Origin of the sequence: Streptomyces sp. NBC_00388, assembly GCF_036061255.1 — a bacterium.
Lineage (GTDB): Bacteria > Actinomycetota > Actinomycetes > Streptomycetales > Streptomycetaceae > Streptomyces.
Genome location: NZ_CP107948.1, coordinates 3,565,748 through 3,588,231 on the forward strand (window position 1 = coordinate 3,565,748; position 22,484 = coordinate 3,588,231).

At 70.2% G+C, this 22,484-nt stretch carries 21 protein-coding genes; 14 read left to right on the forward strand and 7 right to left on the reverse strand.

Translation table 11 applies throughout. The annotated features are described in order from the left end of the window. Positions 1-270: 270 nt before the first annotated feature. The 4 genes from pstS to pstB all read left to right on the forward strand — a co-directional run bounded on the left by pstS (position 271) and on the right by pstB (position 4,412). Complete coding sequence (pstS, locus tag OG917_RS16130) at positions 271-1,407, forward strand: phosphate ABC transporter substrate-binding protein PstS (RefSeq protein ID WP_328318302.1); 1,137 nt, start codon at positions 271-273, stop codon at positions 1,405-1,407. A 129-nt stretch (positions 1,408-1,536) separates the two neighbouring features. Continuing rightward, positions 1,537-2,532 carry a phosphate ABC transporter permease subunit PstC gene (gene pstC / locus OG917_RS16135; protein WP_328318303.1) on the forward strand — a complete coding sequence of 332 codons (996 nt, stop codon included), beginning with the start codon at positions 1,537-1,539 and terminating at the stop codon, positions 2,530-2,532. An 11-nt stretch (positions 2,533-2,543) separates the two neighbouring features. Further along, positions 2,544-3,611 carry a phosphate ABC transporter permease PstA gene (gene pstA / locus OG917_RS16140; RefSeq protein ID WP_328321937.1) on the forward strand — a complete coding sequence of 356 codons (1,068 nt, stop codon included), beginning with the start codon at positions 2,544-2,546 and terminating at the stop codon, positions 3,609-3,611. 24 nt (positions 3,612-3,635) lie between these two features. Next, complete coding sequence (gene pstB / locus OG917_RS16145) at positions 3,636-4,412, forward strand: phosphate ABC transporter ATP-binding protein PstB (protein WP_328318304.1); 777 nt, start codon at positions 3,636-3,638, stop codon at positions 4,410-4,412. A gap of 125 nt (positions 4,413-4,537) precedes the next feature. On the opposite strand, the gene OG917_RS16150 is transcribed toward pstB, so the two are convergent. Next, entirely contained in the window at positions 4,538-5,533 is a 996-nt protein-coding gene (locus tag OG917_RS16150; protein WP_328318305.1) for an inorganic phosphate transporter, read from the reverse strand. Between the two features lie 5 nt (positions 5,534-5,538). Next, positions 5,539-6,159 carry a DUF47 domain-containing protein gene (locus OG917_RS16155; protein ID WP_164266361.1) on the reverse strand — a complete coding sequence of 207 codons (621 nt, stop codon included), beginning with the start codon at positions 6,157-6,159 and terminating at the stop codon, positions 5,539-5,541. A 223-nt stretch (positions 6,160-6,382) separates the two neighbouring features. Here OG917_RS16155 and OG917_RS16160 point away from each other — a divergent pair, with 223 nt between their 5' ends. Beyond that, positions 6,383-6,730, forward strand: coding sequence for a metal-sensitive transcriptional regulator (locus tag OG917_RS16160; RefSeq protein WP_328318306.1), 348 nt, complete (start codon positions 6,383-6,385; stop codon positions 6,728-6,730). Between the two features lie 194 nt (positions 6,731-6,924). Here OG917_RS16160 and OG917_RS16165 read toward each other — a convergent pair whose 3' ends face one another. Together OG917_RS16165 and OG917_RS16170 are read right to left on the reverse strand one after the other, a co-directional pair. Beyond that, positions 6,925-7,119, reverse strand: a complete 195-nt coding sequence (locus OG917_RS16165; RefSeq protein WP_443058972.1) for a hypothetical protein — start codon at positions 7,117-7,119, stop codon at positions 6,925-6,927. A gap of 93 nt (positions 7,120-7,212) precedes the next feature. Then, positions 7,213-8,034, reverse strand: coding sequence for a hypothetical protein (locus OG917_RS16170; RefSeq protein ID WP_328318308.1), 822 nt, complete (start codon positions 8,032-8,034; stop codon positions 7,213-7,215). A gap of 98 nt (positions 8,035-8,132) precedes the next feature. Here OG917_RS16170 and OG917_RS16175 point away from each other — a divergent pair, with 98 nt between their 5' ends. From OG917_RS16175 to OG917_RS16185, 3 genes are all read left to right on the forward strand, one after another. Then, positions 8,133-8,297, forward strand: coding sequence for a hypothetical protein (locus OG917_RS16175; protein ID WP_328318309.1), 165 nt, complete (start codon positions 8,133-8,135; stop codon positions 8,295-8,297). 142 nt (positions 8,298-8,439) lie between these two features. Next, complete coding sequence (locus tag OG917_RS16180) at positions 8,440-10,041, forward strand: FAD-binding oxidoreductase (protein WP_328318310.1); 1,602 nt, start codon at positions 8,440-8,442, stop codon at positions 10,039-10,041. Positions 10,042-10,227: 186 nt separating this feature from the next. Continuing rightward, positions 10,228-11,217: a YihY/virulence factor BrkB family protein gene (locus OG917_RS16185; RefSeq protein ID WP_328318311.1), complete on the forward strand. Its 990-nt coding sequence runs from the start codon at positions 10,228-10,230 to the stop codon at positions 11,215-11,217. 73 nt (positions 11,218-11,290) lie between these two features. Here the strand turns inward: OG917_RS16185 and OG917_RS16190 are convergent, their stop codons facing one another. From OG917_RS16190 to OG917_RS16200, 3 genes are all read right to left on the reverse strand, one after another. Further along, a complete protein-coding gene (locus tag OG917_RS16190; RefSeq protein WP_328318312.1) occupies positions 11,291-11,992 on the reverse strand; it encodes a phosphatase PAP2 family protein in 702 nt (233 codons plus the stop codon). Positions 11,993-12,226: 234 nt separating this feature from the next. Then, positions 12,227-13,231 (reverse strand): C40 family peptidase, encoded by a 1,005-nt coding sequence (locus OG917_RS16195; RefSeq protein WP_328318313.1) that lies wholly within the window; start codon positions 13,229-13,231, stop codon positions 12,227-12,229. Positions 13,232-13,536: 305 nt separating this feature from the next. Then, entirely contained in the window at positions 13,537-14,760 is a 1,224-nt protein-coding gene (locus OG917_RS16200; RefSeq protein WP_328318314.1) for a twin-arginine translocation signal domain-containing protein, read from the reverse strand. A gap of 442 nt (positions 14,761-15,202) precedes the next feature. Between OG917_RS16200 and OG917_RS16205 the strand changes: the two genes are divergently transcribed. From OG917_RS16205 to OG917_RS16230, 6 genes are all read left to right on the forward strand, one after another. After that, positions 15,203-15,511 carry a hypothetical protein gene (locus OG917_RS16205; protein ID WP_164265700.1) on the forward strand — a complete coding sequence of 103 codons (309 nt, stop codon included), beginning with the start codon at positions 15,203-15,205 and terminating at the stop codon, positions 15,509-15,511. Positions 15,512-15,667: 156 nt separating this feature from the next. Next, on the forward strand, positions 15,668-16,540 hold the full coding sequence (locus OG917_RS16210) for a hypothetical protein (protein ID WP_328318315.1): 873 nt from the start codon (positions 15,668-15,670) through the stop codon (positions 16,538-16,540). Continuing rightward, entirely contained in the window at positions 16,530-17,873 is a 1,344-nt protein-coding gene (locus OG917_RS16215; protein WP_328318316.1) for a hypothetical protein, read from the forward strand. The genes OG917_RS16210 and OG917_RS16215 overlap by 11 nt, the downstream gene beginning before the upstream one ends. Then, the gene (locus tag OG917_RS16220; RefSeq protein WP_328318317.1) at positions 17,870-19,420 is read left to right on the forward strand and encodes an SCO6880 family protein; all 1,551 of its coding nucleotides are present in this window, start codon (positions 17,870-17,872) and stop codon (positions 19,418-19,420) included. Before OG917_RS16215 ends, OG917_RS16220 begins: the two co-directional genes overlap by 4 nt. Before the next feature lie 10 nt (positions 19,421-19,430). Further along, positions 19,431-20,843, forward strand: coding sequence for an ATP-binding protein (locus OG917_RS16225; protein WP_328318318.1), 1,413 nt, complete (start codon positions 19,431-19,433; stop codon positions 20,841-20,843). A gap of 1 nt (position 20,844) precedes the next feature. Then, positions 20,845-22,452, forward strand: coding sequence for a type IV secretory system conjugative DNA transfer family protein (locus tag OG917_RS16230; protein WP_328318319.1), 1,608 nt, complete (start codon positions 20,845-20,847; stop codon positions 22,450-22,452). The last annotated feature ends 32 nt before the right edge of the window (positions 22,453-22,484 follow it).

Here is a 22,484-nt window from a genome sequence, read left to right on the forward strand (position 1 = left end):
CTTCCACGCCGCTTCCGGCCACGCCGACGGCACGCCATCCGGGTCCGGGGCGGAGCGTGCCCACGGGTCACCCCTCCGTCACTCGAACGACCCCGCACCCGGTCGTCCGCCGAGGTTCACTCTCCGTTCACTCACCCCCGTCGGCCACTTCACCTGATCTGCCTAATTTCGGCCTTACACGGTGCACGGCAGCCCGCCGCACCGGTCACCTCTTCGCACGCCGCCGTACAACGAGTCGAAACCCGGCGGCTCCTGGAAGGAACACCCGAAGTGAAGCTTCAGCAGCGCAAGACCCGGCTTCGCGCCGCCGCGCTCGGCGCCCTCGCCGTATCCGGCGCCCTGGTCCTCACGGCGTGCGGTTCGGACAACAACAGCGGCTCGACCGGAGGCACCGGCACCAAGACGAACGCCGCATCCGACGTCAAGTGCGACGGTGCGAAGGGTCAGCTGCGCGCCTCCGGTTCGAGCGCGCAGAAGAACGCGATGGACCTGTGGGCCAAGGGCTACATGGCCGCCTGTTCCGGCGTCGAGATCAACTACAAGTCGTCCTCGTCCGGTGAGGGCATCGTCGCCTTCAACCAGGGCACCGTCGGCTACGCCGGCTCCGACTCGCCCCTGAAGCCCGCCGAGGTCGCGGACTCCAAGAAGGTCTGCAGCGGCGGCCAGGGCATCGACCTCCCGATGGTCGGCGGCCCGATCGCGGTCGGCTTCCACCTGGAGGGCGTCGACAGCCTGGTCCTGGACGGCCCCACGCTGGCGAAGATCTTCGCCACGAAGATCAAGACCTGGGACGACCCGGCGATCAAGAAGCTCAACCCGGGCGTGAAGCTGCCGTCCAAGGCGATCCAGCCCTTCCACCGCTCCGAGGACTCCGGCACCACGGAGAACCTGAGCAAGTACCTGACCGCCACGGCACCCGACGACTGGAAGTACCCGGTCGGCAAGTCGTGGCCCGCCCCCGGCGGCCAGGCCGCGGCAGGCTCGGCCGGTGTCTCCCAGCAGGTGAAGCAGGTCGACGGCTCGATCGGCTACTTCGAGCTCTCGTACGCCACCTCGCAGAAGATCTCCACCGTCAAGATCGACACCGGCGCCGGCTCCCCGGTCGAGGCGACCCCCGACAACGCCTCCAAGGCCATCGCCGCCGCCAAGGTCGTCGGCACCGGCCCCGACCTGTCGCTCAAGCTCGACTACACCACCAAGGCCGACGGCGCCTACCCGATCGTCCTGGTGACGTACGAGATCGTCTGCGACAAGGGCAACAAGGCCGCCACCCTCGGCACCGTCAAGTCCTTCCTGAACTACACCGCGAGCGACGAGGGCCAGAAGCAGCTCTCGACCGCCGGTTACGCCCCGATCCCGGCCGAGATCAACGCCAAGGTGCGCAAGACGCTCGCCACGATCTCGTAATCCGGCTCCACCCGCTCCACAGCAGTGACGGCGTCCGGCCCGGAGCGCCCCTCCGGGCCGGCCACCGCCCCCCATCCGGTGCACCGCCGCCAGGGGAGCCACAGCTCCCCCACACAGACCGGAAAGACCATGGCAACCACCACACAGATAGACAGCCCTCCACCGGAAACCCCCCTCCACACCCCGTCCGGCCAGTCCACCGGCCGGCTGGGCGACCGGGTCTTCATGGGCCTCACCCGGGGCTCGGGCGTCCTGCTCCTCGTGGTGATGGCAGCGATCGCGGGGTTCCTCACCTACCGCGCCTCCATCGCCATCTCGAAGGACCAGGGCAACTTCCTCACGACGTTCGACTGGCTGCCCTCGCAGACACCGCCGGTCTTCGGCATCGCGGTCCTGCTCGTCGGCACCGTCGTCAGCTCGGTCATCGCGATGGTCATCGCCGTCCCGGTCGCCGTGGGCATCGCCCTCTTCATCTCGCACTACGCGCCGCGCAGGCTGGCCACCACACTCGCCTACGTGGTGGACCTGCTGGCCGCGGTGCCGAGCATCATCTACGGCATCTGGGGCGCGCTGATCCTGGTCCCGTACCTCGGCGGCCTGAACGTCTGGCTCGACCAGTACTTCGGCTGGACGTACCTCTTCGACCAGACGCAGCCCGGTGTCGCCAGGAACATGCTGACCGTCGGCATCCTGCTGGCGATCATGATCCTGCCGATCGTGACCAGCGTCAGCCGGGAGGTCTTCCTCCAGGTCCCCCGCATGAACGAGGAAGCCGCGCTCGCCCTCGGTGCCACCCGCTGGGAGGTCATCCGGCTCTCCGTACTGCCCTTCGGACGGTCCGGGGTCATCTCCGCCTCGATGCTGGGCCTGGGCCGCGCGCTGGGCGAGACGATGGCCGTCGCCACGGTCCTCTCGCCCAGCTATGTGATGTCGCTGCACCTGCTCAACCCGGGCGGCGGCACCTTCGCCCAGAACATCGCGGCGAAGTTCGACGAGGCCAATCCGCTCGGGCGCGACGCCCTGATCGCGTCCGGCCTGGTCCTCTTCGTCCTCACCCTGCTCGTGAACGGCGCGGCCCGGCTCATCATCGCCCGCCGCAAGGAGTACTCGGGGGCCAACGCATGACCGACACAGCCATGGAGACCGGGCAGGAGCAGGCGGCCTCGCGCGTGCAGGGAGCCGGAAGCCTCAGCGGGCGCAGCCTCCCCCGCTGGGCACCGGCCGGATTCGCCACCGCCGCGCTCGTGATCGGCGCGGGCACGGGCCTCGCCGCCGGCCTCAGCAGCAAGGTCCAGTGGGGCCTGATCGCCGTGCTCGCCTTCCTCGCACTGTCCTACGCCACCACGGCGGTGGTCGAGAACAAGCGCCAGGCCAAGGACCGCCTCGCGACCAGCATCATCTGGGTCTGCTTCATCCTGGCCGTCATCCCGCTGCTCTCGCTGCTCTGGACCACCGTCGGGCACGGTGTGAAGGACCTCAGCGTCAACTTCCTCACCCACTCGATGGTCGGCGTCCTCTCGTCCGACCAGGGCGGCGGTGTCTACCACGCCCTGGTCGGCACCCTGGAGCAGGTCGGCATCGCCACGGTGATCGCCGTCCCGATCGGCCTGCTGACCGCCGTCTACCTGGTCGAGTACGGCAAGGGCTCGCTGGCCAGGGCCGTCACGTTCTTCGTGGACGTCATGACCGGCATCCCGTCCATCGTCGCCGGGCTGTTCATCCTGTCGATCATGCTGATGACCGACATCGAGCCGTCGGGCCTGATGGGCGCGCTGGCCCTGACCATCCTGATGGTCCCGGTCGTGGTCCGCTCCACCGAGGAGATGCTCAAGCTCGTCCCGAACGAGCTGCGCGAGGCCGCGCTGGCCCTCGGTGTACCGAAGTGGCGCATGATCCTCAAGGTCGTCCTGCCGACCGCGATCGGCGGTATCACCACGGGTGTGATGCTGGCCATCGCGCGCATCGCGGGCGAGACCGCGCCGATCATGCTGCTGGTGTTCGGCAGCCAGATGATCAACACCAACCCCTTCGAGGACGGCCAGTCCTCCCTGCCGTACTACATCTTCGAGCAGTACAAGCTCGGCGAGCCGCCCGCGATCGACCGGGCCTGGGCAGCGGCACTGGTGCTGATCGCCTTCGTCATGATCCTGAACCTCGTCGCCCGCGGCATCGCCCGCTGGAAGGCCCCGAAGACCGGCCGCTGAGGCCGAGAGAAGAAGCTGATTTCCATGGCCAAGCGAATAGACATCAGCGGCCTGACCGCCTACTACAGCTCCCACAAGGCCATCGAGGACATCTCGATGACGGTGGAACCCCGCTCGGTGACCGCCTTCATCGGCCCGTCCGGCTGCGGCAAGTCGACCTTCCTGCGCACCCTCAACCGGATGCACGAGGTCACCCCCGGCGGCCGCGTCGAGGGCAAGGTGATGCTCGACGACGAGAACCTGTACGGGAGCCAGGTCGACCCCGTCGCCGTACGCCGTACGGTCGGGATGGTCTTCCAGCGTCCGAACCCCTTCCCGACCATGTCGATCTTCGACAACGTCGCCGCCGGCCTGCGCCTCAACGGCTCGTACAAGAAGAGCGAGCTGAGCGACATCGTCGAGAAGTCGCTCCGGGGCGCCAACCTCTGGAACGAGGTCAAGGACCGTCTGAACAAGCCGGGCTCCGGGCTCTCCGGCGGCCAGCAGCAGCGGCTCTGCATCGCCCGCGCCATCGCGGTCGAACCGCAGGTCCTGCTGATGGACGAGCCGTGCTCCGCACTCGACCCGATATCCACCCTCGCCATCGAGGACCTCGTCGGCGAGCTCAAGGAACGCTTCACGATCGTCATCGTGACGCACAACATGCAGCAGGCGGCGCGCGTCTCGGACCGCACGGCCTTCTTCAACCTCTCGGCGGTCGGCAAGCCGGGCCGGCTCATCGAGATCGACGAGACGGAACGGATCTTCTCGAACCCGTCCGTCCAGGCGACCGAGGACTACATCTCGGGCCGCTTCGGATAGACGCCACGGCTTGCGGTGCTGCATGGCGGTGCCACCGCAAGACAGAAAAGGGCCCGCCCCCGTGGATTCAGGGGGCGGGCCCTTCCGTACGGCGTCGTCCGCACGCGAGGTCAGAAGACGCGAGGTCAGAAGATCAGCACGATGATCCAGTAGCTGAGGGCCGCGACGACAGCGGCCGCCGGCATGGTGATGAACCAGCCGAGCACGATGTTCTTGGCCACGCCCCAGCGCACCGCGCGCGGGCGCTTGGTGGCGCCCACGCCCATGATCGCCGAGGTGATCACGTGGGTGGTCGAGATGGGCGCCTGGAAGAGGTACGACGAGCCGAACATGATCGCGGCACCGGTGGTCTCCGCGGCGAAGCCCTGCGGCGGGTCCAGCTCGATGATCTTGCGGCCGAGGGTCCGCATGATGCGCCAGCCGCCCGCGTACGTACCGAGCGAGAGCATCAGCGCACAGACGAGCTTGACCCAGACGGGGATCGCGTCGTTGAAGGTCTCGTGGCCCGAGATGACCAGGGCCATCATGACCACACCCATGGTCTTCTGTGCGTCCTGGAGACCATGGCCGAGCGCCATACCGGCGGCGGAGACCGTCTGGGCGATACGGAATCCGCGCTTCGCCTTGTGCGGGTTGGACTTACGGAACATCCACAGGATCGCGACCATCACCAGATAGCCGACGACGAGGCCGACGACCGGCGACAGGAACATCGGGACGACGATCTTCTCGACCACCCCGCTCCAGTGCACCATCGTGCCGCCTGCGAGAGCAGCGCCGACCAGTCCGCCGAACAGGGCATGCGAGGACGAAGACGGCAGGCCGAAGTACCAGGTGATGAGGTTCCAGACGATCGCGCCGACGAGCGCGGCGAAGAGGATACCCATCCCCTTCTGCCCCTCGGGCGTGGCGATCAGGCCCTCGCTGACGGTCTTGGCGACCCCACTGCCCAGGAAGGCTCCCGCGAGGTTCATCACAGCGGCCATCGCCAGCGCGGCACGCGGCGTCAGCGCCCGGGTGGACACCGATGTCGCGATGGCATTGGCGGAGTCGTGGAAGCCGTTCGTGTAGGTGAATCCGAGCGCGACAGCAATGGTCACGATCAGAGTGAAGGTGTCCACGTGGTTCAGGACTCCTTGACCGCGATGGTCTCCACCGTGTTGGCGACGTGCTCGAACGCGTCGGCCGCCTCTTCCAGCACATCCACGATCTGCTTGAGCTTCAGCACCTCCATGGCGTCGTACTTGCCGTTGAAGAGGTGCGCGAGCAGTTTGCGGTGGATCTGGTCGGCCTGGTTCTCCAGACGGTTGACCTCGATCCAGTACTCGGTGAGGTTGTTCATGGTCCGCAGGCTGGGCATGGCCTCAGCGGTCAGCACGGCCGCCCTGGCCAGCACCTCGATCTGCTGCTCGACGCCCTTGGGCAGCTCCTCGACCTGGTACAGCACGACGAGGTCGACGGCCTCCTCCATGAAGTCCATGATGTCGTCGAGGCACGAGGCGAGGTTGTAGATGTCCTCGCGGTCGAACGGCGTGATGAAGGAGGAGTTGAGCTGGTGGAAGATCGCGTGAGTCGCGTCGTCTCCCGCGTGCTCTGCTGCCCGCATCCGCTCCGCGATCTCGACCCGGCCGGATGCGTCCGCGCCGAGCAGTTCCATGAGGAGCTTCGAGCCCGTGACGATGTTGTCCGCGGATGCGGCGAACATGTCGTAGAAGCTCGTCTCCCTGGGGGTCAGACGAAAGCGCACGTGGGGTCCTCGGGGCTCTGGATTCGGTCAGGCTGATGCTAGGCGCATCATCCGGCCACGGCTAACCGGCGTTGTTCAGTGTCGCCCATGGGGCACAGTCATCAGCACGGGGCCCGCCCCGATTTTCGGAAGGATCGGTACTATATACCCACGAGGGGTATCAAGAACCTTTCTGGACAGCAGGTCACCCACCTTCACAACGGTTCCACAACGGGAGGACGCGATGACAACCACCGAGGCGGCCGGCGCGCCCGACCGTGCGGGCCGGGAGCCGGGCGGCGAGCCCGTCGTGCACGGCTACCACCAGCAGAAGGACGAACACCTCAAGCGGCTGCGCCGGATCGAGGGCCAGATCCGGGGGCTCCAGCGGCTCGTGGACGAGGACGTCTACTGCATCGACATACTCACCCAGGTATCGGCTTCCACCAAGGCCCTGCAGTCCTTCGCCCTCCAGCTCCTGGAGGAGCACCTGCGGCACTGTGTGGCGGATGCCGCAGTCCGCGGCGGCGAGGAGATCGACGCCAAGGTGGAGGAAGCGACCAAGGCCATCGCCCGGCTGCTGAGGACCTGAGCACCCCGATCCGGTGGGGGTCCCGCGGTGGATCGGGCGGCGGTGACGGCAGCGGATCCGGCGGTGGCTGAAAACCGACGGTCGTTAGGCCGTGCGTTGGGCGTTGGGCGTTGGGCGTTGAACGTTCGGCGTTCGGCGTTCGGCGTTCGGCGCAACGGCAGGCACGCCGAGCGTGCGGCGCAGGACGGGCGCGCTCAGCGCTCGCGGTCCCGGCAGGCCGGAGGGCGGCCCTCCGGCGGTGCGGCCCGCACCAGGAGCACCTCGTCGATACGGGCCTGGCTGAGCCGCTCCTCCAGCGAGGCGGCGGCGGCGATCATCAGCTCCCCGCACAGTTCGATCTCGACAAGGGCGATGCGGTCCTGGACGGTCAGCGCCCCAGCCATGGCCATCACCCCTTTCCGAGCCGACTTCCCAGCGTAGGGAAGCGGACACCTGCCGCGCATGGCACGGACGGACCATTTCCCACTGGTTCCTGGCGGTTCCTACTCGACGTCCCCCGCGTAGATGTCGCCGGCGGGCGGCAACGTCACCGCCACCGGAGTGCCGAAGCCGTACAGCAGTGTGGTGGACGCCACCTGGACCGTGTGTCCCTGGTTGGAGAAGCTGAACGTCTCGCGGACCTTGCGCAACCGCCCCCGGGCGTCGAAGTAGGCGTCGAACGGCACATCGGGCCCGGCGAATCCTTTCGCCGCCGCCGCCAGCACCGCCCTGGCCTGCGGCGCCGCGTTCCTGGCGGCCACCGAGAGATCGGCCGTGCCCTTGTAGTGGCGTACCCGGGTGCCTGCCAGCTCCTCCGTACCGGCGTACGCCACCCCGCGCGCCCCGCACAGCAGCTCGGCCGCGACCAGCGGATCGGTCGCCCCGTTGGTCACCAGATTCCCGTCGGAGAGCTTCGCAGGCTCGATCCGGACCCACTGGCCCGCCGGCACCCTCGCGCCCCGGTTCTTCATGTAGACGGCGGCGGGCGTCAGGAGCTCGGTGATCGGCGGATGCTCCTCGGTCCCCGCGGCATCCGGGGGCAGGGCGACCGTGAGCCGGCCACTGCGCCGCCCGAAGTCGAAGCCGCCTGCACCCCGGATGGTCACCCGGGTCCCGCCGGTCGCCATCGTCATGGACGTACGCGCCCGGGAGGTGCCGGCCCCGGCCAGGACGTGCGCGGCCTGCCGCACCGCGTCAGGACCGCCGTGCCGGTCGTCGGCCGAAGCCCCGGCCCCGGCCGTACAGCCACCGGCCCCCACCACCCCGACCAGAGCGAACGTGGCACCGGCGAGCACCCTGGCCCTGCCTCTGTACTGCTCCACCATCGCCCGCCGATCCCAACGCCTGGCCAGTAGTCGTCCGCGCCCGCCCCTTCGCCTAACGACGCCCGGGAACCACCGTCACGCCCCAGTACCGTGGACGGGTGCGCGACGACGACCCCCCACGGAACGCCAGGACCCACGCGATCTCGACCTCCGAGCGCGGCTCCTTCTGCACCGCCCGCTGCGCCTGCGGCTGGGCAGGACCGGCCCGCCGTTCACGTGAACGCGCCCGTACGGACGGGGCGGAGCACCTTGCGGGGAGCTGAGAAGCCCGGCGGCCCGGATGTCCCGGCGGCCCGCTCCGCCGCGCAGGCCGGCACCCCGGCGCGGCCCCGTGACCGAACGGGCGGGCCCGGCAGGGAACCCGTACCCCCCGGCGACTCGTCTCCTACGCCGGGAGGTCCACCTGTGCAACGCCGCACCCTGCTCGCCGCCGTACCCGTCCTGGCCACCGCCGCCGCCTGCCGCAGCACCGGCGGCTCCGGCCCGGGCGACCGGAAGCCGCCTGGTTCCGGGGCCGGTTCCGCCACCACCACCAGCACCACGACCGGCGGCCCCCCGCCCGGCACCGGCCGCTCCGGGTCCCTGCCACGCGCCGCCGCCGGCTGGACCGCGCTCGGGCACGGGCTCGACGGCAAGCTCGTCCGCCCCGGCGACGCCGACTACCCCACGGCCCGTCAGCTCTACAACACCCGGTACGACGACCTGAAGCCCGCCGCCGTCGCGTACATCGCGGGCGAGGACGACATCCGCGAATGCCTCGCCTACGCGCGGGCGCACCACATACCCGTCTCCATACGCAACGGCGGCCACTCCTACGCCGGCTGGTCCTCCGGCAACGGCCGGCTCGTCATCGACGTGTCGAAGCTGTCGCACATCTCCGCCGACGGCACGATCGGCGCGGGCGCCAAGCTGGCGGACATCTACGAAACGCTCGGCCGGAGTTCCCGCGCCATCCCCGGCGGCTCCTGCCCCACCGTCGGTATCTCGGGGCTCACCCTCGGCGGCGGCCACGGTGTCGCCTCCCGTGCGTACGGCCTGACTTGCGACAGCCTCACCTCCGCCACCCTGATCACGGCCGACGGCAGCCGCCTGACGGCGAGTGCCAAGGAGAACAAGGACCTGTTCTGGGCGCTGCGCGGCGCGGGCAACGGCAACTTCGGCGTCGTGACCGGCATGACCTTCCGTACGCACGCAGCACCGCAGACCGTCTCCGCCTACATGTCCTGGCCCTGGTCCAAGGCGCACGCGGTCATCGACGCCTGGCAGAAGTGGGGCCCCGGGCAGGCCGACGAGATCTGGTCGTCGGCGCACCTGGAGGCGGCATCCGGGGGTGGTACCCCGAGCGTCTCCGTCGCGGCGTTCTCGCTGGGCACGTACGGGGACCTGCAGAACGCGGTCGACCGCCTCGCCGACACGGTGGGCGCCCCGGCACGCTCCGTCTCACTGCGCAGGCGCGGTTACGAGGACGCGATGCTCGTCTACGCGGGCTGCGGGAGCCTCAGCGAGGACCAGTGCCATCTGCCGGGGCCGACGCCCGGCCGCAGCACCAGGGGGACGCTCCAGCGCGAGACGTACGCCGCCGCATCGGACTTCTACGACCGGACGCTCAGCACGGCCGGTATCAGCGCACTGCTGTCCAGGACCCAGGCCTTCGCAGGCCTGAGCGCCGCCAAGGGCGCGGGCTCGGTCGCCCTCACCGCGCTGGGCGGCGCCATCAACCGGGTCTCGCCCTCGGCCACCGCGTTCGTGCACCGGCGCTCACGGATCCTGGCCCAGTACATAGCGTCCTGGCAGCCCGGCACGGCGGGCACCGCCCAGCAGGCCTGGCTCAAGGACACCCACCGGGCGATGGGCCCGTACGCGTCGGGGGGCGCCTACCAGAACTACATCGACCCGAAGCTGACGGACTGGCGGACGGCGTACTACGGGGCGGGAGCGCCGAAGCTGGCCGCGCTGAAGAAGCAGTACGACCCGCAGCGGGTGTTCGACTTCCCGCAGGCGCTCTGAGGTTCCGGCGGCGCTCCGGGTCCGCCCGCGCTCCGCTCCTGCCGCCCCGCCCGGCCGCACCCGTCCGGGCGGGGTAAACCCCCAGGCCGGGGGCAGGAACAGCAGAACGACGGAGAAGGCCGGCCGGCAGCGTCACGGTCCACACCACTGCGGACGCCGGCTCGCGGAGAGGGCAGAGAGGCACGCATGGAGCGACGGACCGCACCGGAGCCCCGCGAGAGCCCGGCCCTGCCGGGGATCCCCCGTCCCGGCCGGCGCGCTCCCCGCCCCCGGACCGCATCCGACGTGTGGTCACGCGGGGGCACAGCCCTGCGCCGCACCCCGGTCTCGATGTGGAACGACGACGTGTCCGACTGGGCCGCCGCCCTCACGTACTACGCGATCCTCGCGCTGGTCCCCGCGCTCCTCGTCACCATCTCGGTCATCGGCCTGGTCGCCCCGGCGACCACCGACGAACTCATCGCCGACGTCAGCGCGTGGGCCCCGGCCGAATCGGGCGCCGCGCTGCACCAGGCGCTCAGCCATGTGGCGGGCCAGCGTTCCGCCGCTCTGACCGTCCTGATCGGCGGAGCGGCCAGCTCGCTCTGGTCCGCCTCCAGCTACCTCGCGGTCTTCCGGCGTGCCCTGCACTCCATGTACGCGGTCAAGGACGAGCGCCCCGCCCTGCGCAAGGCGCACCGCATCCTGCTGACGGCCGTGGCCCTGCTCGGCCTGCTGGTGGTGAGCGCGCTCGTGCTGGTGCTCAGCGGGTCCCTGGCCGCTTCGCTGAGCCACGCGGTGGGTCTCGGCAACGCGGGGAACGACGTCTGGAACCTGCTCAAATGGCCGACGCTGCTGTGCTGTGTGGCCCTGCTCGTCCTGCTGCTCTTCCGCTCGGGACCACCCGTGGCCCGGGCCGCCCACAGCGGCCTGCCCGGCGGCGTACTCGCTGCACTGCTCTGGCTGACGGCATCGGCGGGCTTCACGGCGTACGCGGCGGGGTTCGGCACCTACAGCAGGCTGTACGGATCGCTTGCGGGCGTCGTCGTCTTCATGGTCTGGCTCTGGGTCTCCAACCTGTCCCTGCTCGCGGGGGCCCAGTTCAACGCCGAACTGACCAGGAGCGCACGGGACGCCGCCCCGAGCACTCCCTCTTCCTCTTCACCTGCGAGGGATCCGAGCCCGTCCGGCACGTGACGACGCAGCCCGGAACCGAGTCCCGCAGCCCGCAGCCCGCAGCCCGCAGCCCGCAGCCCGCAGCGGGAAACTGTCACGCCGCCAGATCGTTGCGCCCCGAATCCGACCGCGCCTCCGGGATCTCCACCGCCGCCGCGACCGTCCGGATCCGGCGCGACCGCACCAGCACCCGCCCCCGCTCGGAGCGGGCCACGGCCCGCACCACAGGGGTCAGCAGCGCCATCGCCGGCGGCGAGAGCAGCAGCGTGACGGCCGTACCCAGCGCGAACCCGCCGACCACATCGGTCGGGTAGTGCACTCCCATGAAGACCCGGCAGAACCCTTCGGCCAGCGCGAGACCGATCGCCGCGAGCCCGAACCTACGGTGCGCGACGAAGAGTCCGGCACCGATCGCCATCGCCAGCGTCGCGTGGTCGCTCACAAAGGAGAAGTCGGTCTTGCCCTTCACCAGGACGTCGAGCCCCTGGTGGTCGACGAACGGCCTGGCACGCCCGACGAATCCCCGGATCGGCACGTTCACCAGGACAGCGATCCCGGCAGCCAGCGGCGCCCAGACGATCCCGGCGACGGCCGTCACGGCCGACTCGGTGTCCGGCCGCTTGCGCACGCTCCACCAGCACCCCAGCACCAGCAGCACCACCGCGAGCAGGATCCCGTACTCGCCGGTGAACTCCATGGCCCGGTCCGCCCAGCCCGGGGCCGACTTCGCGAGACCGTTGACGTCGTAGAGCAGCCGGACATCAGGGTTCGACCCATCACTTGCGAGCCCGGCCATTCGCTGCCCCTTGCCTTCACTCCACTGTGCGGCCCACATCCGTGCAAGCCGCTGTACCAACCCCCGCGGTCAGTGCGCACTCTTGTTGGTATCCCGGACAAGGAAACGCCCGGCGCGCCCATGTCGTTCCGCTCTCCACCGAAAGATCACCAGGACGTTATCGAAGAGTGACTCATCGTCGCAGCTCAGAGGGGATGGCGTCACAGCCGGTTCCAGCCAGGCGACGCAGTGTTTTCAGGCTTTCGATGCGTTATTCGGGAGTGCTTTCGCGCCATCCTGTGTGACGCGGGTGGCCCCGAAGTAATCCGGCGAATCAATCTTGTCGAAGCGGATCACCGACCCGGTGTACGGCGCGTCGATCATGTAACCGCCGCCCACGTACAGCCCCACATGGTGAATGGCGCGCGAGTTGGAGAGGTCGTTCGAGAAGAACACCAGATCCCCCGGCAGCAGCTGGTCCCGCGACGGGTGCGCCCCCGCGTTGTACTGGTCGTTGGCCACGCGCGGCAGTGTGATCCCGACGCTGTGATACGCCGCCTGCGTCAGCCCCGAACAGTCGAAACGCCCACCCTGACCTGCGGTTCCCGTCCCGCCCCAGAGATAGGGGGTACCGAGCTTCTGCTGCGCGTAGTAGATCGCGGCTGCGGCCTGCTGCGAGGGAGCCACCCCACCGACCGGCCTGGCGAAACTCTTCTCCAGGGTGCGGATGACCTTCACGTAGTTCTGGGTCTCGCGGTACGGCGGGACACCGCCGTGCTGGATGACCGCGTACGAGCCGGCGTTGTACGCGGCGAGCATGTTGTCGCTCTGATCGCCCGGCACGTTCTTGACATATTTGGCCAGTTCGCAGTCGTAGGACGCGGCTGACGGAATCGCGTCGGCCGGATCCCAGACATCCTTCTTGCCGTCGCCGTTCCCGTCGACGCCGTGCGTCGCCCAGGTGCCGGGAATGAACTGGGCCATTCCCAGCGCGTTCGCCGGGCTCTTGGCCGTCGGGTTCCAGCCGCTCTCCTGGTACAACTGCGCTGCCAGCAGGGCCGGGTTGAGCGCGGGACAGAGATTGCCCCACTTCTGCACGGTCGCCTGATAGGCGGCCGGCACGGCGCCCTTGGCCAGCGCGACGCCGGCACCGGTGGTGCTGATCCCGGCCGCAGCGGAGTACGTGCCGACGACGAGCAGGCCGACGAAGCCCAGGCTCGCCCCGAAACCGATCCCGCTCATCACCAAGGCTTTGCGCATCCCCCAACCCTCCCCCATTCGGCTCTAGTTCACCGCCTACTTTGCCCGGAAGCCCGAACAGCTGATGCCGGCGTAGTCCGTTGGTGTCGGTTTGATGTGATAGGAGACGACTGCTCCGTCGCCGGTGTCCCCCGTGACGGGGATGCCGCCCCCGGCGCGCCCCCGCACGGGATGGTTCTCGACGCCGCCCGGCCACGTCAACGTGACGTAGCCGCCGGTCCCCCAGGGGGCGTATACGCACGGGGGAGCCGGCAGCACTCGGGCCCCGTCGCGGACAGCGGAGGCCGGCCCGCGCGGGCAGCCCGTCACCGGCCGCCCGCGCCGTCCTTCCGCAGCTTCCTGAAGGTGTACGCACCGCCGCGCACGGCCGGCGCGGACGTGCACCGCACGAGCGCCCGCTCGTCGGCCGTACGGCCGGGCCGCCGGTACTCGACGAGGTACGTCCCGTGCAGGACGACGTGTCCGTGCGGCTCCAGCGAGCACGTGAGCGTCGTACCGGTCTCGGTGCCGGTCCTCGCGGCACCGGCCGGCGGGCCGGGCACGACGTCCCCTGCGGTGGAGTCCGGCGCCCCACCCAGCCCGCGGGCAGGCTTCCGCACGGTCCGGACCGTGATGGAACCGACCTGCCTGCCGCTGCCCGTACCGCCCAGCCGGAATCCGGGGGCCGGATGGACGAGCGCGCCGACGAACCCGCCGCCCGGCACCACCGCGGCGAAGTCACCGTCCCAGGACCAGCCCGATTCGACGTCGTACGACAGGTCGGCCGAGTTCATCCGGTCCAGATCGATCTGGACGGCGGGCCCCGGCGCCGTCTCCATCACCGACCCCGGCTCCGACCGGTCGGTCGCGAAGGCCAGCACCACCTGGCCCAGCGGGAAGACGACGTTCTGCCCCTGCCCGGCCAGCGGGAGCGAACAGACCGGGACGGGCAGACCGCCGTGCGGCCCGGGCTGCGCCAGGCCGCAGGAGAGCGGTGCGGCGGTGGTGTCCGAAATGGTGATCGCCCCGGGCGTGCCCCCGGCGATGACGGTGCCGCGGGCGCCGGGGCCGACGTCGAACGTCTGGCCCGGCGACACCGGGATGAACTCCACGCCGCCGAGCCGCGCCCCGACCGGGGTCTCGCGGGCCGTGACGAAGGCGTAGTACCGCTCGGTCCAGGCCAGCTCGGTCCTGGTGGTGTACGTATCGGTGGACGCCCACAGCACGGGCAGCCCCCCGGTGTTCTGCTCACTCTGCACGGCCTTGAAAACCATCAGCCGGCGGCCGGCGGCGGTCAGTTGGCGCACCGTACCCGCAGGCATGTTGACCCGGAGCGCGTACCGCACGCCGGGAGCGGCGATCCGGTGGGCCGCAGGTCCGGCGGCCCCGGCGGCCCCGGCGGCCCCGGCAGGCCAGGCAGAGCGCGCGGGCCGGGCGGACGCGGCCCCGTCCACGCCGCTCAGCAGCGCGGGAACCAGGGCGGCGGCGCCCGCCACCGCTCCGCCCGCGGAAACCTGCCTGAGGAAGGTGCGCCGGGACTGCTCAGCCATGGGATGTCCTCCGAGTCTCGCGGTGACAGGGCCGCCGGACCGGTCAGAGGTGGCAGCCCCGCGGGCACCTCAGCACACCCCCGTACGGCACAGTGCGAGGCACACGGCCCGGCCGGGGAGCCTGCACCCGCACGGCCGAAGAACAGCACCGGGAGAGGGCCGCGGGGCCGCCGCCCGGCGGTGGCGGACGGGACGGCTCCTCTTCCCTGACAGCCGCATCATTGCCCGGCGTCACCCCCCGTGATACACAGAGTAACCATGCGTGTTCGACCGAACACGAGTCCGCGTCGCAGGTCAGAGCATCATGTTCGGACAAATGCGCGGGCATGCGGGTAAAGACAGCCGCCGGGATACACACGGGGGCAGTTTCATCAGCGAAGATAGGGCGTGACCCATGCAGTGGAGCATGGGCACGAACTACCCGATAGGGGCGGTGAGTTACATGAACCTGGCAGCCGACAAGGGCGACATCAGCACCATCATCGGCGGAATCGCCCCCAACTGGGGGCCGTTCGGCAGCCTCGGCAACGAGGCACGGATCATGGTCGAGGTGGTGATGGCTGTCGCCATTCTCCTCTGCCTCGGCATCGCGATCTGGGGTGCGGCCAAGCAGCGTATCGGCGCCACCGCACTGCGGGACACCTTCAGCGCGGAACAGGGCAAGGGCCTGATCGTCGCCGGACTCACCGGCGTCTTCATCATCGGCTCCCTGGGAACCGTCTTCACCATTGTTTACGGGATGGCCGTCTGACCCTGCATCACCCGTCCCGCTGTCCCCGGGCGTGCCCGGCACACCCAGAGGTTGCGCATCGCTGATGTCGAGTCACCACAGCCCGCCCGCGCGGGAGCCAGCACAGTTACCGTCGTACTGCACACCACGGCAAACGGTTGAGGGGGCGTCCGCGGCATGAGTCCCGGAGACGAGAACGACTACGAGCGCGACGCGGGCCGGTCCGACGGCATGGGCGGCTCGGGGCAGACCCGAACGCGCCTGCCCGAGGGCGAGGGCGACCCGTACGGGGGCGCCAGACGCCCCCTGCGCGCCTCGCGCTCCCTCGTCACGGTCGTGGGCGTCGTGGTGCTGCTCATCGCCGCCATCGCCTTCGCCAACCGCGGCAACGGCAGCGGCACCGGCGACGGCAGCAGCGGCGACTCGACGACCAGCAGCAACAGCGCCACGAAGCCCGGCTCGAACGCCACAGCGCCCTCCGGCGTCAAACCGGTCACGGGTGGCACCAACGGCATCGCCTCCGGCTTCGCACACACGGGGCAGGGGGCGGAGAGCGCCGGGGCGAACTACGCGGTGGCGCTGGTCTCCGCCGACATCCTGAAGCCCGCCCGCCGTGGGGACATCGTGAACAGGGTGTTCGTGCCCGATCAGGTGGATGCGTTCAACAGCAAGCTCGACAAGGCCTACGACAAGCAGTTCCTGGGAAAGATCGGCCTCGATGCCAACGGCAACGCCGGCAAGGGACTGACCTATGTCTCACGCACCGCGCCCGTCGGCACCAAGGTCACCCAGCAGTCCGGCGACACCGCGACCGTCGAGGTCTGGTGCACGGGGGTGTTCGGCACAGCCGGCGTCGGTTCGACCAGCCCGGTGACCAACGACTGGTTCACCATGACGCTCAAGCTCCAGTGGGTGAACGACGACTGGAAGGTCCAGAGCTTCTCCCAGAAGGATGGCCCGGCGCCGGTCAACACCGACAGCAAGGCCTCCACAGCTGACGAGATCGCCAAGGCAGTCGAGCAGTACGGAGGGTTTACCTATGCTCGCTGAACCACGCCGCGCGCTCACCGTGGCGGGAGCCCTCACCGCCGTACAGACGGCGGCGGTGCTGCTCTCGGCACGCGCCTTCGCCGCCCCGTCACCGACTCCCTCGCCGTCCTCGACGGGCAAGGACAACTGCGACCTCATCATCGGCCGCGCCCGGGACCTCTGCGAAGGCGACCCCGGCTCCAGCACCAGCAACACCCCCCCTGCCGACTCCCTGGACCCCCTCTCCTCCCTCGCCAAGGGCTGCGCCGACGCCGCCGCCTGGATCGTCGGCAAGCTCTCCGACGCGGTGAAGAGCACCGCCAACGTCGACTTCACCAACAGCTCGTTCCTCCGCCAGTACGCCGTCGTCTTCGCCGCGTCCACGATCCTCACGCTGGTCCTCTGGCTCCTCGCCGTGGCCAAGCGCGCCGTCCGCGGCGTCCCGCTCACCACCGCGCTCTCCGAGGCCATCGGGTTCCTCTGGCTGACGGTCATCGCCTCCGCCTTCACCCCGCTGATCCTCTACACCCTGGTCTCGGCGACCGACAGCGTCACCGAGGTCATCGCGTCCGCCACCGGCGGGAAGAACGACGTCTTCTTCGGAGCCTTCGCCGAGGCGCTCAAGAAGGGCTCCGACATCGGCGGCGGCCCGATCATGCTGATCGTCACCTCCCTGGTGTCGATCCTCGCCGCAGGGGTGCTCTGGCTCGAACTGGTCATCCGGGCCGCCCTCCTCTACGCAGGCGCGCTCCTCGGCACCGTCGTCTACGCGGGCCTCGTCGACAAGAACATGTGGGGGCACGTCCGCCGCTGGGCCGGCATCATGATCGCGGTGATCATGGTCAAGCCCGTCATCGTGATCGTGCTCGGCCTCGCCGGCGCCCTCTCGTCCGGCAAGGGCCCCGACTCCTTCTCCGCCGTCGTCTCCGGACTGGCGATCATCCTGCTCGCCATCTTCGCCAGCGGCATGATCTACCGCTTCGTCCCCGGCTTCGGCGACGAGGTCGCCGCCTCACGCACCAACCGCAAGTCCGCCACCGACGGCTCCCAGGCCGCCGCCATGATCAGCTCACCCGCGGCCCTCGTGTCCCAGGGCATCAAGACCCACAGCAGCCGCGGTGGGGGCGGGAACGAGAGCGGAAGCGGCGGCGGGGGCGGCGGGCGCCCCGCCAACCCGATCTCCGGAGGCGTGGCAGCACACAGCAGCCGCGGCGGCTCCGGCGGACAGAGCGGCCAGGGCGGCGGCGGGACCGGCGGAAAGATCCCCAACGCCGCGTCCCCTGCCCAGACCAAGCCGAGCAGCTCCGGAACCCACAGCACACGTAACAACGGCACAGGAGGAGGAGGGCGTTGACGACCCAGTCCCAGCCGCTCGCGCCCCGCCGCACGTATCTGATCGGCCGCGCCCGGCCATCGGCGATCGTCGGCAAGAACCGCGAGACGGGCGAGATCGCACTGATCATCGCGGGCGCCTTCATCGGCATGATGTGCGGGCTCCTCGTCCCCGTCCTGCCCCTGCGCATCGTGACGCTGACCGGCTTCCCCATGCTGGCACTCGCCGCGGTATACGTCCCGTACAAGCACCGCACGTTCTACAAGTGGTTCGAGATCAACCGCAGTTACAAGCGCTCCCTGCGCCGCGGCACCGCCTACCGCTCCCCCACCATGGAGGCGGGCGTCGCACTCGACGGCCGCGAGGTCGAGATCGGCCCGCCCCCGGGCATCGGCCGTATCAACTGGCTGGCGGCCCCCTTCGGCCCCGACGAGATCGCCGTACTCCTCCACGCCGACCGGCGCACCGTCACCGCCGCCATCGAGATCGAAGGCCCCGGCGTGGGGCTGCGCGACTCGGAGGACCAGGAAGCCCTGGTGGACCGGTTCGGCACACTGCTCAAGCACGTGGCCAACGGCGACGGATTCGTCACCCGCCTGCAGATCCTCGCCCGCACCCTCCCCGCCGACCCGGACGCGCACGCCAAGGACGTCGCCCAGCGCGGCGACCCCCGTGCGCCCGGCTGGCTGCAGGACTCGTACGACCAGCTCGCCTCCATGGTCTCCACCTCCAGCGAGCAGCACCGCGCGTACCTGGTGGCCTGTATGCACTTCACCCGCGAACTGGCGTCCGAAGCAAACGCCATGGCGCGGGCCGCCCGGCCCGCCGGGGGCCGCAAGCTCGACAGGGACGCCGGCCTCGCGGTCGTCATGGCCCGCGAGCTCACCGACATCTGCGCCCGCCTCGCCGAGGCCGACATCCGGGTGCGCCAGCCCCTCGGCCAGGGACGGCTCTCCTCGCTCGTGCACTCCATGTACGACCCGGACCACCCCATCGACCACATCCAGGCGATGACGAAGCGCAACGCCTGGCCGGCCGAGCTCGACGCCGTGGAGCCCACCTACCTGCAGGCGAAGACCCGCGAGTCCTCCACCCGCGCGCCCTGGTGCCACGCCACCGCCTGGGTGAAGGAGTGGCCGATGACCCCCGTCGGGGTCAACTTCCTCGCCCCGCTGCTCGTCCACACCCCGGACGTGATCCGTACGGTCGCGGTCTGCATGGACCTCGAACCGACCGAGGTCGCCATCGAGCGCATGCTCACCGAGAAGACCAACGACGAGGCCGAGGCCTCCCGGGCCGCCAAGATGAACCGGACCGTCGACCCGCGCGACGTCGCCACCCACGGCCGCCTCGACCAGCGCGGCGAGGACCTCGCGAGCGGGGCGGCCGGCGTCAACCTGGTCGGGTACATCACCGTCTCGTCCCGCTCACCCGAAGCTCTGGCCCGCGACAAGCGGACCATCCGCGCATCGGCCGGCAAGTCGTATCTCAAGCTCGAATGGTGTGACCGCGAGCACCACCGTGCCTTTGTGAATACGCTGCCGTTCGCGACCGGCATCCGCCGATAGGGGACCTGTGATGCGAGATCCGATGTCAGCCGTCACCGACGCCTTCTCCGCGTTCCTCTTCGGCAAGGTCGAGACGACGCGCCTCCCCGTCCGTACGTCCACGGGCCAGGCCCAGGCGGTCTACCTGCCGACCGCCGCCCCCGGGCTCGGCGACTCCGGCGTGATCATCGGCCGCGAGGTCTACTCCGGCAAGGGGTACATCTACGACCCCTTCCAGCTGTACGGACAGCAGCTCCCCGCACCTCACTGGCTGGTGCTCGGCGAGTCCGGAAACGGCAAGTCCTCGCTGGAGAAGACCTACGTCCTGCGCCAGCTGCGGTTCAAGGACCGCCAAGTGGTGGTCCTCGACGCCCAGGGCGAGGACGGCGCAGGCGAATGGGCCCTCATCGCCCAGCAGCTGGGTATAACCCCCATCCGCCTGGACGCGATGGCAGCGCTCGACCACGGCATCCGGCTCAACCCGCTGGATCCGGCCATCGCCACCACGGGCCAGCTGGCCCTGCTCCGCACCATCATCGAAGTCGCCATGGGCCACGGCCTGGACGAACGCTCGGGCTTCGCCCTCAAGGTGGCGCACGCCTACGTCAACGAAACGATCACCGACCGCCAGCCGGTCCTCACCGACATCGTCGAACAGCTCCGGCACCCCGAGCCGGAGTCGGCGGAGGCGATGAACGTCGGTACGGACGACGTACGGGCCTGGGGCCTGGACGTCGCCCTCGTCCTGGACCGCCTGGTCGACGGCGACCTGCGGGGCATGTTCGACGGCCCCACCTCCGTCGGCATCGACCTGGACGCCCCGCTCATCGTCTTCGACCTGTCACACATCGACCGCAACTCCATCGCCATGCCCATCCTGATGGCGATCGTCGGTGTCTGGCTGGAACACACCTGGATCCGCCCCGACCGCAAGAAGCGCATCTTCCTGGTCGAAGAGGCCTGGCACATCATCAACAGCCCGTTCGTCGCTCAGCTCTTCCAGCGCCTGCTGAAGTTCGGCCGACGGCTCGGCCTGTCGTTCGTCGCGGTGGTCCACCACCTCTCGGACGTGGTGGACGGCGCCGCGGCAAGGGAAGCGGCGGCCATCCTGAAAATGGCATCGACCCGGACGATCTACGCACAGAAAGCCGACGAGGCCCGCGCCACGGGCCGCGTCCTGGGCCTGCCCCGCTGGGCGGTCGAGATCATCCCCACCCTCACCCCTGGCATCGCGGTCTGGGACGTCAACGGCAATGTCCAGGTCGTCAAGCACCTGATCACCGAAGCCGAACGCCCACTGGTCTTCACCGACCGCGCGATGACCGAGTCGTCCACCCCGGATGCCGACGACGCGCTGGCCCTCCAGCTGGAGACGGAGGCGGAGGAACGGGCAGCCAGGATCGAGCGGCAGCTGAACGAGTCCTCAGAGTCGACGGTGGCCTGAAATGAGCGATGCCCAGCACCACGGGCTCCCCCAGCCCCACGAACAGCACACCCGGCACCACCCGCCGCACCAGCAGCCGTCCCGGCCGCACGCGCGCGGAATCCCGGACGGGCTGCTCATCGCGCTGATCGTCTTCCTGCTGGGCCTGACCCTCCTGGTCTGGCTGGCAACCGGCCTCGCCGCGCTCTTCGCCCACGGGGCCTGGCCGGACGCCGTGACCGTCCCGCACACCCCGGTGGCCATCCGGCAGCTGGTCTCGTCCCCGAACGACCTCGCCGCCGCCTGGGCGGACACCCCACCGGCACAGCTCCCGGGGTACGGACTGTTCTGGGGCCTGCTCATCAGCGAGGTACTGGTCCTGCTGGTGCTGACCGTCTTCGTCCTGGGCACGGTGACCCGCTGGCGCGCGGTACGGAACGCCCGGCGGACAGCCACGGCCGGCTACGGAGCCACCCCCGCGGACCCCGCCGACCGGCCCACGGGACCAGCCCCGGCCGCGATCCCGATCCCGGCCCCCTCGCCCGCAGCGCCCGCACCGGCCGACTCACCCGCAGCGCCCGGCCCGATCGCAGCCGCCGCGGTCCCCCCTGCCCCGGCCCCGGCCCCGGCCGAGCCCATCGCTGCCGACCCGATCGCCCCCCTCCCGGCACCAGCCGAAGCTCTCCTCCCGGCACCCGTGGTCCGGTTCGGACCAGCGGCGACACGCGTGCCCGCCGCCGTCCAGGCCGTGAGCGACGCGGCCGGCCCCGCTCTCGTCATCACCTCGTCCCCCGCGGTCTGGTCGCAGACGAAGGACGCCCGGGCCAAGCTCGGCCCCGTACTCGTCTACGACCCCGGCCACCTCTGCGACACCCCCGCCCGCCTCCACTGGTCCCCCACCAGCGGCTGCGAGGACGACGCCACCGCGGCAGCCCGGGCCATCGCGCTGCTCGCACCGGTACGCCCGGCCGCCCGTATCGACGCGGCCGTGGCCGACACCGCCGAAACACTGCTGCGCTGCTGGCTGCATGCGGCAGCCGTGGACGGCCGCCCGTTCCGGCAGGTACACCGATGGGCCCAGGGCGCCGGCCCGGCCCACGAGCCCGTACGCATCCTGCGCACCCACACCGGAGCGACATCCGGCGCGGCAGGCCGGCTGGAGTCGGCGCTCACCGCCCACCCCGAACGCCGCGAGGTGGCACAGGAACTGACAGCACGGGCGCTCGGCGCACTCTCGTCGGTCCACATCCGCGAGACGTGCACACCGAACCGAACCGACACCCTCACGCTGGAATCATTCATCCACGAGGGGGGCACTCTCTATGTGGTGGGGGAAGCAATCGAGGATCCGCGCACGCACCCCGGCGCGATGCCATTGCTCACCGCACTCGCCTCCAGCGTGGTCGAGCACGGCCGCCGCTTGGCCGCACGGTCAACTGACGGTCGGCTCGACCCACCAATGACGCTCGTCCTCGACGACGTCGCCGCCGTGGCGCCCCTCCCGTACCTGCCGGAGCTGCTGACCACCGCCCAAGGGCAGGGCCTGCGCCCGCTGGCCCTGCTCCGCTCCCGCGAACAGGCCCGCAACCGCTGGCCCTACCAGGAACTGCCCGAGGCCACCCCCTTCTGACCCGGGACCACCACCCGCAGAAGCACGGCACG